This is a genomic window from Williamsia sp. Y844 (genome assembly GCF_056786475.1).
Genome location: NZ_JBXCJB010000004.1, coordinates 506,514 through 519,089, shown reverse-complemented (window position 1 = coordinate 519,089; position 12,576 = coordinate 506,514). Strand labels below are relative to the sequence as shown.

The 12,576-nt window shown below is 64.5% G+C and carries 11 protein-coding genes; 5 read left to right on the top strand and 6 right to left on the bottom strand.

The features are described 5' to 3' along the window. The 4 genes from AC1TQG_RS23565 to AC1TQG_RS23550 form a co-directional block, all read right to left on the bottom strand. Nucleotides 1–1,176: an acyl-CoA dehydrogenase family protein gene (locus AC1TQG_RS23565; protein ID WP_482140769.1), complete on the bottom strand. Its 1,176-nt coding sequence runs from the start codon at nt 1,174–1,176 to the stop codon at nt 1–3. Beyond that, entirely contained in the window at nt 1,176–2,078 is a 903-nt protein-coding gene (locus AC1TQG_RS23560) for an enoyl-CoA hydratase (protein ID WP_482140767.1), read from the bottom strand. Before AC1TQG_RS23560 ends, AC1TQG_RS23565 begins: the two co-directional genes overlap by 1 nt. 321 nt (nt 2,079–2,399) lie before the next feature. Continuing rightward, nucleotides 2,400–3,017: a response regulator gene (locus tag AC1TQG_RS23555; protein WP_482140765.1), complete on the bottom strand. Its 618-nt coding sequence runs from the start codon at nt 3,015–3,017 to the stop codon at nt 2,400–2,402. Then, a complete protein-coding gene (locus tag AC1TQG_RS23550; protein ID WP_482140763.1) occupies nt 3,014–4,183 on the bottom strand; it encodes a sensor histidine kinase in 1,170 nt (389 codons plus the stop codon). Before AC1TQG_RS23550 ends, AC1TQG_RS23555 begins: the two co-directional genes overlap by 4 nt. 162 nt (nt 4,184–4,345) lie before the next feature. On the opposite strand from AC1TQG_RS23550, the gene AC1TQG_RS23545 reads away from it, so the two are divergent. Both AC1TQG_RS23545 and AC1TQG_RS23540 read left to right on the top strand, forming a co-directional pair. Continuing rightward, nucleotides 4,346–5,395, top strand: a complete 1,050-nt coding sequence (locus AC1TQG_RS23545; protein ID WP_482141447.1) for an ABC transporter permease — start codon at nt 4,346–4,348, stop codon at nt 5,393–5,395. Continuing rightward, entirely contained in the window at nt 5,392–6,153 is a 762-nt protein-coding gene (locus AC1TQG_RS23540) for an ABC transporter ATP-binding protein (protein WP_482140761.1), read from the top strand. The genes AC1TQG_RS23545 and AC1TQG_RS23540 overlap by 4 nt, the downstream gene beginning before the upstream one ends. On the opposite strand, the gene AC1TQG_RS23535 is transcribed toward AC1TQG_RS23540, so the two are convergent. Further along, on the bottom strand, nt 6,140–7,036 hold the full coding sequence (locus AC1TQG_RS23535; RefSeq protein WP_482140759.1) for an IclR family transcriptional regulator: 897 nt from the start codon (nt 7,034–7,036) through the stop codon (nt 6,140–6,142). The two genes, AC1TQG_RS23540 and AC1TQG_RS23535, sit on opposite strands and share 14 nt — an antisense overlap. Before the next feature lie 70 nt (nt 7,037–7,106). Here AC1TQG_RS23535 and cysD point away from each other — a divergent pair, with 70 nt between their 5' ends. From cysD to AC1TQG_RS23520, 3 genes are read left to right on the top strand one after another with little or no spacing between them, the layout of a single operon-like run. Then, nucleotides 7,107–8,021 carry a sulfate adenylyltransferase subunit CysD gene (gene cysD / locus AC1TQG_RS23530; RefSeq protein ID WP_482140757.1) on the top strand — a complete coding sequence of 305 codons (915 nt, stop codon included), beginning with the start codon at nt 7,107–7,109 and terminating at the stop codon, nt 8,019–8,021. Beyond that, nucleotides 8,021–9,904, top strand: coding sequence for an adenylyl-sulfate kinase (gene cysC / locus AC1TQG_RS23525; protein WP_482140756.1), 1,884 nt, complete (start codon nt 8,021–8,023; stop codon nt 9,902–9,904). Before cysD ends, cysC begins: the two co-directional genes overlap by 1 nt. Then, nucleotides 9,901–10,737 carry a 3'(2'),5'-bisphosphate nucleotidase CysQ gene (locus AC1TQG_RS23520; RefSeq protein ID WP_482140754.1) on the top strand — a complete coding sequence of 279 codons (837 nt, stop codon included), beginning with the start codon at nt 9,901–9,903 and terminating at the stop codon, nt 10,735–10,737. The genes cysC and AC1TQG_RS23520 overlap by 4 nt, the downstream gene beginning before the upstream one ends. 4 nt (nt 10,738–10,741) lie before the next feature. Here the strand turns inward: AC1TQG_RS23520 and eccA are convergent, their stop codons facing one another. After that, nucleotides 10,742–12,559, bottom strand: a complete 1,818-nt coding sequence (gene eccA / locus AC1TQG_RS23515; RefSeq protein ID WP_482140752.1) for a type VII secretion AAA-ATPase EccA — start codon at nt 12,557–12,559, stop codon at nt 10,742–10,744. Nucleotides 12,560–12,576: the final 17 nt, after the last annotated feature.

The following is a 12,576-nucleotide window of genomic DNA, read 5'->3' as shown; positions in this document are numbered from 1 at the left end:
TCAGCGATCTCCTCGTGGTAGTCCGAGTAAGCGTTCGGCGATCACATTGCGCTGGATCTCGTTGGTACCGGCGTAGATCGGTCCCGACAGTGAGAACAGGTATCCGTCCATCCAGGCCCCGGACGGCTGCCGCTGCGCGAGTTCGGCATCCGCGCCGAGCAGATCGAGTGCGGTCTCGTGCGTGGCGATGTCCCACTGCGACCAGAACACCTTGTTGATGGACGACTCGATCCCGAGCTGGCCACCTTCAGCGAGACGGCTCACCGTGGCGTACGTCGAGAGCTCATAGGCCCGGGCGCCGATCCAGGCATCGGCGACCTGATCGCCGTATCCGGTGCGGGCCTCGGCGTCGGTGTCGTTCCACAGAGCCAGGAGTCGGTCGGTGGTGGCAAGGAACCGGCCGGGGGAACGCAGCGACAGGCCGCGTTCGTTGGCGGCCGTGCTCATCGCCACTTTCCAGCCGTTGTTCACCGCTCCGATCACGCCGGACTCACCGGGTGATTCGGGATCATCGGGAACAAAGACGTTCTCCAGGAACAGTTCTGCGAAACCGGGTTCGCCGTCGAGCTGGTTGATCGGTCGTACCGTCACGCCCTCGGCCCGGAGGTCGAACATGAAATACGTGATCCCCTTGTGGCGCGACGAGTCCGGGTCGGACCGGAACAGCCCGAAGCCCCAGTCGGCAAAACTCGAGCGGGAACTCCAGGTCTTCTGACCGTTGAGAAGCCAGCCACCGTCGGTGCGGGTGGCGGTCGACCGTAGCGACGCGAGGTCGCTGCCGGCCTCGGGCTCACTCCAGGCCTGACCCCAGATGTCTTCGGATCGGGCCATCCGCGGCATGATCCGCGCCAGCTGATCGGGATGTGCATGCTCGAAAAGAGTTGGCGCAAGAAGGAATATGCCGTTCTGGCTGACCCGTCCGGGTGCGCCGCTGCGGTAATACTCCTCTTCGAAGATGATCCAGTGCAGCAGCGGTGCGTCGCGACCGCCGAACTCGACCGGCCAGCTCACTACTGACATCCGGGCGTCGGCCATCTGCCGTTCCCACTGCCGATGCTGCTCGAATCCTTCGGCACTGTCCATCGATGCGAGTGGTTCCGAAGGAACGTTGTCGTCGAGCCAGCCACGGACCTCGGCACGGAATTCGTCGGCTGCTGAATCGAAGAGTAGATCCATCAGGAGCTCTTCTTCTCGGCGCTGGACTTCATCGACTTGGCATCCATTCCGCCGAGCGAGTCGCCACCGGATCCTTCGGCATTGGCGCTGTGCGCGAAGTGGTGCCAGCCGAAGACCGAATCCATCGCATTGCGCAGACCCATCTGGTCTTCGCAGATGTTGACGGCCTTCTTGCTCAACGCGAGCCCGAGTTGAGGCATCTCCGAGATACGTCCGGCGATGTCGTCGACCTTGGCTTCGAGCTGATCGCGGGGGACCACGTGGTTGACCATGCCCCATTCGAGGGCTTCGGCTGCGCCGAATCGTTCCCCGGTGAACAGGATCTCCTTGGCGCGGCGCGGGCCGAGTACAAAGGCGTGGGCAAAGTACTCGACGCCGGGGATGCCCATCCGGGCCACCGGGTCGGAGAAGAAGGCGTCGTCGGAGGCGACGATGAAGTCGCAGATCCAGGCGAGCATCAACCCGCCTGCGATGCAGGCACCGTGGATCTGGGCGATCACCGGCTTGGGGATCTCCCGCCAGCGCCTGCACATCCCCATGTAGACCTCGGTCTCGCGGGCCAGTCGCTGGTCGCCACCGACGCGGTCGGTGTGGTCCCAGTAGAGGGATGCGGTGTTGGGGTATTTGACATGCACATCACGCTCGGGCGTACCGATGTCGTGGCCGGCGGAGAAGTGCTTGCCTGCTCCGCGTAGGACGATGACCTTGACGCTTGCGTCGTCGACCGCGCGCCCGAAGGCGGCGTCGAGTGAGTAGGTCATCACCGAGTTCTGGGAATTGCGGAACTCGGGTCGATTGAGGGTGATGTATGCCGTGGCGCCAACAACGTCGTAGGCCACCGGCGAGGTGTCGGGACCTAGTTCGGCGGCGCTCAGGGGGCTCGGGATCGTCACACCGGACACCCTACCTAGCAAGTGCTTGGTTGGTAAACCCCGGCTGGTGGTCATGGCCGGTTTTCACGTCCTGACCGGTGGTGATCGACGTATGCTTTGCCGACGCCTGAAGGGCTCGGGCGAGGGTCTTCGGTGGTGATGTGTTGGCAAGGTCGGAATCGTCGGACGTGAAGTGTGTTTGTGGCCATGACAAGGCTGCCCACGAGCACCTTCGATCGGGTACCCACTGTGCCCTCTGTGAGCCAGGGGGATGTCACCGATTCAGGCGGCGCCGGTTCTGGCAGCGCAAAGAACGTCGCTGACCCGCTCCTTCGACGACTGCGCGTCGAGTCAGATGGCTCCCATTTCTCGGGCGCGCGCCACTGCTGAGGTCCGAGAATTGACGCCGAGTTTCGCGTAGATGTGGACCAGGTGCGTTTTGATGGTCGTCTCGCTGAGATACAGCGATTTGCCGATGGCCCGGTTCGACATCCCCGACTCGACGAGTCGGAGGACTTCGATCTCCCTTGGACTCAACGACGACTCGGGTTTGCGAACCCGCGTCATGAGTTTGGAGGCGACGGCGGGCGACAAGACACTCTGGCCAACCGCTGCGGTCCGAACCGCAGCGAGTAGTTCAGCAGGCGGGGTGTCCTTGAGGAGATAGCCACAGGCGCCGGCTTCGATGGCGTTGAGGATGTCGCTGTCGGTGTCATAGTTGGTCACCACCAACACATGTGGCGCGTTCGGCAGCCCGCGCAGGGTTGCGGTGGCTTCGACGCCCGACGTGCCGGCACCGAATCTCAGATCCATCAGCACCAGATCGACGTCGGTGGTGGTGCAGTAGGCGATCGCGGCCTCTGCGGTGGCCACCTCACCCACGACGTCGATGTCTTCGCTGTCTTCGAGGATCGCGCGCAGACCTGCCCGCACGATCGCGTGGTCGTCGGCCAACAGCAATCGGATCATCGCGTCATCTTCACCGAGGCGATCGGAAACGAGACCGCCAGTGCGGTGTGCCCGGGCTCGGACTCCAGATCGAGTGAACCGTGAAGCTGCTGCACTCGACGCTGTATTGCATTGAGACCAAACGATTCTGACGGGTCCTGATCGAGTATCCGCACATCGAATCCGATCCCGTCGTCCACGACGTCGAGTGACACCACGTCGTCACTGTAGGTCAGCGTGACCTGGACGCGTGTCGCCTGCGCGTGCTGCACCACGTTTGCCATCGCGCTCTGAGTGATCCGCACCAGCGCCGCCTCGATCGGCATCGGTAATTGCACGGCCTCGCCTTCGACGAGGGTGTGCACGTCCAGGGTCTCCGACTGTGCTCCGGCGCAGATCCGCCGCACTGCCGACCCCAGTGACTGCCCCTCCAGCGCTGCCGGAGTGAGTTCGGCGATGAGCTGACGGGTTTCGGCGAGACTGTCGGCAGCGACCTCGCGGGCCATCTGGATTTTTTGAACCGCAGGGTGCTGCGGGTCGGCCCGTTCGGCGGCGTGTAGCAGCAATTGGATGCTGCTCAGCCCCTGCGCGACGGTGTCGTGGATGTCTTGGGCCAACCGCTCACGTTCTGCCAGCGTGCCGGAGGCGCGTTCCTGGGCGGCGAGAACTTCCCGAGTGGCGACGAGTTCGTCGATCAGTCGTTGCCGTTCCTTGGCCTCGCGATACAGCGTCCGGTAGGCCACTCCGATGACAACGGCGACGCAGGCCCCGATCACCGGACCGACCACACCGGCAACAGACCAGCCCCGATGCACCCCGGTGCTGACGATCGCGAGGGCAGTGGCCGCGGCGACCGCGAGCAGATTCCACCGCGGGGGCAGGACCCGCAGATACAGAAAGAACAGTCCGAACACGATGTAGGCGGCATCGGGTGTCAGCACGATCAGGACCAGCCACAACAGCGTCAGGATGGCGATCCACACCCCTCGTCCCCGTCGCTGCAAGCGGACCACGACGCCGACGAGATACGTACCGAGGAACCCGAGCGTGAGGACGATCACCGCCACCGGATGCGGCTCGTCGAGGAGCAGCGCGCGCAGAACGACCACCATGCTCAGCGCGACGATCAGCGCATGCAGCGAGGTCTGCAGGCCCGCGAACACCGGGGTCAGGGACGAATGACGCACGTCTTCGAGCGTAAACAACCAGCACCCCTGCGCATCCATCAAAAGAAGTAGCCGCGGTCGATCGTTCGACCTGCGCGGACCGGCGCTTCCGTGCGATGGCGGCGGCGCCGACCACAGCCACGATGAGTTCAAGGCCGCAACAAGGTGGCGTCGATGAAAGGAATGCTCGTGTTCGTCGCTCTACGGGACCTGCGCGCCGCGCGCGGCAGGTTCGTGCTGATCACGCTCGTCGTCCTGATGGTGGCCGTGCTGACCAGTTTTCTCAGCGGTCTGACTGCCGGGCTACGCCATCAGAACGTATCGGCCATCGAGGCGATCACCGCTCAAACGGTGGTCTTCGCTGGCGGTGAAACGGATCCGTCTTTCGACGATTCCAGCGTGTCCACTGATCAGATTGCCACCTGGGAACGGGCCGGTGGGGAGGTCGACCCGATCGGGATCAGTCGAGCCAAGGCAATATCTGACGGCGGATCGACGGCAACCGTGGCATTGATCGGGGCCGACGCCGGATTCACCGGCCGCACGCCGACCACACCCCACACTGTGGCTCTGAGCGAACCCGCAGCGTCAGACCTCGACGTCGGAGTCGGGGACACGGTCACGTTTGGCGGCGAGCACTTCGCCGTCGGCGCGGTCCGCGGCGATGACTGGTTCAGCCACAGCCCGGTGATCTGGATCGGTTTGGCCGAGTGGCAGGCGTTGAACCAAACCGCAGGCGCCACGGTTCTCGCGGTGTCGGGGATCTCGAACACCGACGCCGTGGACAGGGTCGCCGGAACGACGTCGACAAGTGTGTCGGATTCGCTGCAGGCGATCGGTTCCTACAAATCCGAGAACTTGTCCCTGACGTTGATGACCGTGATGCTTTTCGCGATCTCAGCGCTGGTGATCGGTGCGTTCTTCACGGTCTGGACCATTCAGCGGACCCCGGACATCGCGGTTCTCAAAGCCCTTGGGGCCGGCACCGGTTCACTCGTTCGCGATGCACTGGGCCAGGCGTTGATCGTCCTCGTCGTGGGGGTCGGCGCAGGACTGGCCATCACGGTGGCCGCCGGTCAGGTCATGGGCGACGCGGTCCCGTTTGTCGTCGACATGTCCACCACCGTCGTGCCGGCGGCGGCCCTCGTCGGACTCGGGTTGCTCGGCGCCGGGTTTGCGCTCCGTTTCGTGTCCACCACCGATCCACTCACTGCCCTTGGGAGTACCCGATGAACATCGCTCTCGACATCGAACATGTCACGCTCACCTTCGCTGACGGACAAAATCACCGCATCACCGCGCTCGACGACGTATCACTCCGTCTCGACCGCGGCGAGATAGCCGCCGTCACCGGTCCCTCGGGCTCAGGAAAATCGAGTCTGCTGGCTGTGGCCTCGACACTCATCCGCCCTGACCGTGGTCGCGTTTTCCTGTGCACCGACGAAAGCCGGACCGATATCACCGAGCTCTCCCCTCGAGATGCTGCGGTGGTGCGGCGCAACGAGATCGGATTCGTGTTCCAGCAGCCGAACCTGGTGTCGTCGCTGACCGCACTCGAACAGCTCGAGGTGACCGCTCATCTGGGACAGTCCCTGGTGGTACCGCGTGGTCGCCGACGGGAGACGCGGGATCGTGCGATGGAATTGCTGGACGCGGTCGGGCTGGCCGAACACCGAAACAAGAAGCCCGGGCAACTCTCCGGTGGCCAGCGTCAGCGCGTCAATCTCGCCCGAGCCCTGATGAACAACCCTGGGCTACTCGTGGTCGACGAACCCACCAGCGCCCTGGACCAAGAACGCGGCGCCGCCATCATCGACCTGATCGTGGGCGTGGTCCGCGACCACCAGGCGGCCACACTGCTGGTCACTCATGATCGAACCCACTTCGCGAAGATGGATTCGGTCTATCAGGTGGTCGACGGTGTGCTCACCGATGCATCGGTCGCGACGGATGCCGGTGCAAGTGGTGACACCCTGCTCAAGCCCTGTTGAGTCCGTGACGGATGTGCGCTTCCCCGACGTGGCCGGCGGCGCAGGTGACCGCTTTTCCGATCTGATGCAGTTCTTCGGCAGGCATCTCGCGGTCGGGCACGGCGACGATCGACGCGACCACGGCGCCGGACTCGTCGAAGATCGGGGCGCCGACGGTGACCACGGCAACCTGGCCGACCGTCTCATCTGCCAGGTAGTCGATGGTGGTCAGTTCGGTGAGAAGGCCGTCGACCCGTGACCGCAACGAGTCCGACACCGGCGAATTACGCAGGGATGCAAGGGTATCGACCATCTGTGCATGGTCGGGCGTCAATCGTTCGACCGCGTAGCCGCGATCGCGGATGGTGTCGAGGACGTCGCGTAGTCGGGCGCGGGCCTGTGCTGGTGCGGCGTCGAGCCAACGCTGGATCTCATCGGAGGGTGACCATGCGACGAACTCCCGGCAGACGGTGGGGCGCAGGGTGATGCGACGTCCGGGACGGATCCACTCAAGTCCGGGGGTGCCGACAACGTCGGTCACAGTGATCGATTCGCCGGTGCGCTCGGCCACGAAGGCCGGCATGTCGAGTGCGTCGGCCATGTCACGGGCCGCGGAGGCCGCGAGACGGCGCATCGGGAATCCGCGTTCGGCATGCCGGACAAGCGCGACGAATCCGGCACTGATGCTGAAGTTGCCGTCCTGGCGGGTCACCCAGCCGTCGTTGGTGAGCTGCGCGAGGACCGCATGGGAGGTGGCCCGCGAAAACCCCGTGCGCCGGACGATCTCGGCAAGCGGCAGGGGTGTGTCAATGCTGTCCGCCAGCACTTCGATGGTCCGCACCACACGCTGTGTCGGTGGAGAGGGTTGACCGGCGCCCTTGCCGTCACCTACCGTCAATGTCATATTGTCGGACGTTAGTGTCGAATATTCGACAAGTCAAGTTCTCGGAGCACCTTGACGAAGGGTCATCCTGATGGTGAGCACGAGGTACGAACTCTCACACCTGGCTGCGCTCGAAGCGGAGTCGGTCCACATCTTTCGCGAGGTCGCAGCCACCGCGCGGCGACCGGTGCTGCTGTTCTCCGCGGGCAAGGACTCGGTGGTGATGTTCCACCTCGCTCGCAAAGCCTTCTGGCCTGCACCGGTTCCGTTCCCACTGATGCATGTCGACACCGGCCACAATTTCGACGAGGTGATCGACTACCGGGATCGGGTGGTCGAAGAAACCGGTGTCCGGCTGATTGTTTCGCGCGTACAGGACGACATCGATTCCGGACGGGTGGTCGAAGCGACGGGCCCGGGCGCCAGTCGTAACCGGTTGCAGACCGCGGCGTTGCTGCGCGCCATCGGGGAGAACGCCTTCGACACGGTCTTCGGCGGGGCACGTCGTGACGAAGAGAAGGCCCGGGCCAAGGAACGGGTGTTCAGCTTCCGCGACGAATTCGGTGCCTGGGATCCGCGCGCCCAGCGGCCCGAGTTGTGGAACCTCTACAACGGTCGTCATCACAAAGGCGAGCACATCCGGATCTTTCCGCTGAGCAACTGGACCGAACTCGACATCTGGCAGTACATCGCCGCCGAGGAGATCGAGCTGCCGAGTATCTACTACTCGCATCGGCGCGACGTGGTGTCCCGAGATGGAATGCTCTTGGCCAGAACGCAATTCCTGGAATTGGGTCCGGGGGAACAAGTTCACACCGAGCAGGTGCGATTCCGGACCGTCGGCGATGCCACCTGTACCGGCTGCGTACTCAGCGATGCGGCAACGGTCCATCAGGTCATCGACGAGATCGCTGCGACCAGGCTGACCGAGCGCGGTGCGACCCGGGCCGATGACCGCATCTCTGAATCCGGCATGGAAGACCGCAAAAGGGAGGGTTATTTCTGATGACTGTCGACCATGAGGCACTCGCCGCCGGAACAGCAATCGGTGGTCGAAAGGCGTTGCTGCGCTTGGCTACCGCCGGTAGCGTCGATGACGGAAAGTCGACCCTCATCGGACGGTTGCTCTACGACTCCAAGAGCATTTTCACCGATCAGATGGAGTCCATCGAACGGACCAGCGCTGCGCGCGGTGACGAATACGCGGATCTGGCGCTACTCACCGACGGGCTGCGTGCCGAGCGTGAGCAGGGCATCACGATCGACGTCGCCTACCGCTACTTCGCAACGCCCAAGCGGAAATTCATCATCGCCGACACGCCGGGACACGTGCAGTACACGCGGAACATGGTGACCGGGGCGTCCAACGCGGATGTGGCCTTGATCCTCATCGACGCTCGTAAGGGTGTTCTCGAACAGACCCGTCGCCACGCGTTCTTGTCATCGTTGCTCGGCGTTGCGCATGTGGTGCTGTGCGTGAACAAGATGGACCTGGTCGATTGGTCCGAAGACCGGTTCGCGACGATCCGCGATGAGTTCGCCGCGTTTGCCACCAAGCTCGACGTCAGCGATCTCAGTTTCATCCCGGTGTCCGCGCTCCGCGGTGACAACGTGGTCGATGCGTCCACGAATATGCCCTGGTACCAGGGTGGTTCGTTGCTGTCGCACCTCGAGGACGTCCACGTCGCCTCTGACCACAACCTCATCGACGCGCGCTTTCCCGTGCAATATGTCATCCGGCCACAACTCGGCGACGGCACGGATCACCGCAGCTACGCGGGCACGATCGCCAGCGGTACTTTCAAACCCGGCGACGAGGTCGTGGCGCTGCCCGGTGGGTTCACCACCACGGTGTCGGAGATCTGGGGTCCGGGTGGTGCGAAGATCGATGAGGCATTTGCGCCGATGGCGGTCTCGATCTCGCTGGCCGACGACATCGACATCAGTCGAGGGGAGATGTTGGCCCGTCCGGGCAACCGGCCTCACGTCGGCCGCGACATCGACGCGATGGTCTGCTGGTTCTCCGAGGACACCACGTTGAAACCCGGTAACCGATACACGCTGCAGAGCGCCACACGTGAGACGAAAGCGGTCATCGATGATCTCACGTACCGCCTCGATGTGAACTCGCTGCATCGAGACGGAAACGCGCAAGCGCTGCAGCTCAACGAGATAGGGCGGGTCTCGGTGCGCACGGCGCAACCGATGATGTTCGACGCCTATCGTCAGCATCGCGACACCGGTAGCTTCATCCTGGTGGATGAGGCGACGAACAAGACGGTCGGCGCCGGAATGATCAACGGTCCGGTGAGCCGTGATTCCCACGTGGTCTGGCACAGTTCGTCGGTCACGCGGCAGCAGCGGGCACATCAGGGCGCCACGGTCTGGCTGACCGGCCTCTCTGGTGCCGGAAAATCGTCCATAGCAGTGGAATTGGAGCGGTCCATGGTCGCTGAGGGCCGGCCTGCCTACCTGATGGATGGGGACAATCTGCGCCACGGCCTGAACTCCGACCTCGGTTTCGGTGACGATGATCGCCGGGAGAACATCCGCCGGACCGCGGAGGTCGCCGCGCTGTTCGCCGATTCCGGTGCGGTGGCCATCGTGTCGTTGATCAGTCCGTTTGCGGCCGAACGGCAGCGGGCCAAAGAGGTTCACGCGCAGCGCGGGATCCCGTTCTACGAGGTGTTCATCGATACACCCCTCGATCTGTGCGAGCAACGTGATCCCAAGGGTTTGTATGCCAAGGCGCGGCGCGGTGAGGTGCCGCATTTCACCGGGATCAGCTCACCGTACGAGCGTCCGGCCGCTCCGGATGTTGTCATCACCCCTACCGACGGTGCGCCAAGGGACGTTGCCGAGTCGATTCGCCGTAGCCTGGGCGTGTGACTGTGAACCCGAAGGACCTGGAGCTGGCGGGTCGGTTGGCCACGGCCGCCGGCGAGTTGTTGCTCGACCTGCGTGCCACATCGGGATTGACCGGCAAAGAGCTCGGCAACGCCGGCGATTTCCGTGCGAACTTGCTCTTGTTGAAACAGTTGGCACACGAGCGTCCCGGCGACGCGGTGCTGTCCGAGGAATCGTTCGATGATCTGGCCCGTCTCGAGGCCGACCGGGTGTGGATCATCGATCCGGTCGATGGCACCCGGGAGTACGGCACCGAGGGCCACAACGACTGGGCGGTGCATGTTGCGCTCTGGGAGGCTGGCGGAGATGAAGCCGGAGGCGGAACTCGACCATCTGGCGGAGATGAAGCCGGAGGCGGAACTCGACCATCTGGCGGCCTGACCGTGGGTGCGGTGGCGTTGCCTGCGCTCGGGGTGACGTACATCAACGACGGACTGCCCATCGCGCCCGCGGTCGGCCTGGCCAAGACGCCACGTGGGGATGTCCCGCGGGTGGTGGTCAGTGGGTCGCGTCCGCCGGCTTTCTCGGAGGAGGTCGCAGCGGCCGTTGGTGGTGAGCTTCTGTCGATGGGTTCTGCCGGCGCCAAGGCTATGGCGGTGGTCCGGGGTGAGGCCGATGCGTACGTTCACGCCGGTGGCCAGTACGAGTGGGATTCGGCGGCTCCGGTGGCGGTGGCGAAGTCGCAGGGTCTGTGGTGCAGCCGGGCCGATGGGCTTGCCCTGCAATACAACCAGCGCGACGTCTACCTGCCCGACCTGGTCATCTGCCGGCCCGAGCTGGCAGAGACGATCCTCGAGGTCACCCGCCGGGGCTGAGCACTCAGCCGGGCCTGCGCTGCAGGGAGCGCAGCACGTTGTCCAGCGCCGCCTGGATGTCGGCAACCTCGATCCGCATGAGGGCATCGTCGTCGAGGTCGGTCAGATCGATCGCGCCGCTGGTCAGGCGATGCTCGCGTTCTTCCTCGGCGCTCTCCACCACGTTGCGCACAAACCGGCCGTTGCCCGCCAGGTCGATGGAGCGGCGCCCGGCTCCGGATTGGTCTGTTTGGATTTGGTGATAGAGCGGGCCGCAGGCGAACTCGAGTTCCTGCAGCGCCTCCGGGCTCAGCAGCGAATCCCGCTTCCGGGCAAGCAATTCGGCGATACCGGCCAGCTCGGTCGGAGTGTAGGAGTCGAATCGGATGCGTTTGGCGAAGCGGGACGACATGCCCTCGTTGGCGTTCAGTAGTCGATCGATCTCGGCGTCGTAGCCGGCGATGATGACCACGAGCCGGTCACGGTCGTCTTCCATCCGGGCGAGCAAGGTGTCGACGGCTTCACGTCCGAACGCGTCACCGCCGGACAGGCCGCTCTGGATCAAGGTGTAGGCCTCGTCGATGAACAGGACGCCGTCCATTGCCCGGTCGATCACCTCCGAGGTTTTGATCGCCGTGCTGCCGAGGTGTTCGCCGACCAGATCTCGTCGTGAAACCTGCACCACTGCATCAGTTTTGATCAATCCGAGTCCGCAGTAGATCTTCGCCACGATGCGGGCGATGGTGGTCTTGCCGGTTCCGGGTGGACCGGTGAATGCCAGGTGCAGGCTGCGAGGTCCGGTCGCAAGTCCTTTGTCGGAGCGGATCTTGGCCAGTTTTGCAGCGGACTCCAGTTTGGCGACTTGGGTTTTGACGGACTCCAGGCCGATCTGTTCGTCGAGTTCGGCCTGGGCGGTCGCCAGCAATCCCGGGTCGCCGCCGTCGGTGCCGGGGACCGGTGAGTCGGGCACAGATGTCGGATCCCACTTGTCGGTGCGCACGTCGATCTCTTCGGCTGTGTTGATCACCAGCCGGAATCGTGGATCGGACAGGGCCTTGGCGTTGGCCGCGAACGACGGGTCGCGGGAGTAGACGGCTTCGAAGCGTTCGCGTGCCGCTGTTTCGGAGCCCTGCTCGCGCAGTGCCAGGCCGTGGGTGAACATCGCCGCGGTGGCCGCGGAGGGGATCGGGCCTTCCTGGGCGGCCTCGAGCCGCCGGACACCTTCGGCGAACAAACCCATCTGCACACACGCCGAACCGGCCATGAGATCGGCTCCGGCGTTCATGTAGGCGTCAGACCACGAGGCCGACTCGGACAACGACGTCAGGACATCGGGCCATCGCTGGGTCTTGAAGTGCAGGCTGGCCCGCAGGTAATCGATGATGGGGGCCCGCCCGACGACGGTGGCGGCGGCCTCGTCGAGCGCGTCCTCGGCGCCTTGGTGGTCGGCGCCTGCGATGAGGGTGGCGGCGTAGGCGGTGATGGCCTCGGTCCGGTCGGCGAGTGGATAGTCGATGTACAAGCCGGTCGAGAAGCGTCCCGCCAGGGTGCGGGCGGGCAGGCCGAGTCGTCGCTGCTGCGCACCGAGAGTCGCGCGGGTCCGGTACAGCTGCAAGATCACGGCGGGGGAGTTGTCGCCGCAGGCGAGCCGTCCGAGCCAGGCGTCGGCGAGCGTCGGGTCCCATTCGGTGGCCCGGGCGAATGCGAGTGTGGCCTTGTCCCGGTCGGGTGGGTACTGCTCGGTGTCGACCGGGATGCCGAGGCTGAGCACCGCGAAGTCGAACAGCCGGCGTGCTTTGGCGACGGCCGAGCGAGAGCCCGGTGTAGTTGCCCTGTCATTCATGATGACCCCCGTGTCCC

Excerpts from the sequence above, each read along its gene's own strand:
- cysC (WP_482140756.1), top strand. The coding sequence starts at position 8,021 with ATGACTGTCGACCATGAGGCACTCGCCGCCGGAACAGCAATCGGTGGT.
- AC1TQG_RS23555 (WP_482140765.1), bottom strand. The coding sequence starts at position 3,017 with ATGATCCGATTGCTGTTGGCCGACGACCACGCGATCGTGCGGGCAGGT.
- AC1TQG_RS23545 (WP_482141447.1), top strand. The coding sequence starts at position 4,346 with ATGCTCGTGTTCGTCGCTCTACGGGACCTGCGCGCCGCGCGCGGCAGG.
- cysD (WP_482140757.1), top strand. The coding sequence starts at position 7,107 with ATGGTGAGCACGAGGTACGAACTCTCACACCTGGCTGCGCTCGAAGCG.
- AC1TQG_RS23565 (WP_482140769.1), bottom strand. The coding sequence starts at position 1,176 with ATGGATCTACTCTTCGATTCAGCAGCCGACGAATTCCGTGCCGAGGTC.
- eccA (WP_482140752.1), bottom strand. The coding sequence starts at position 12,559 with ATGAATGACAGGGCAACTACACCGGGCTCTCGCTCGGCCGTCGCCAAA.
- AC1TQG_RS23535 (WP_482140759.1), bottom strand. The coding sequence starts at position 7,036 with ATGACATTGACGGTAGGTGACGGCAAGGGCGCCGGTCAACCCTCTCCA.
- AC1TQG_RS23540 (WP_482140761.1), top strand. The coding sequence starts at position 5,392 with ATGAACATCGCTCTCGACATCGAACATGTCACGCTCACCTTCGCTGAC.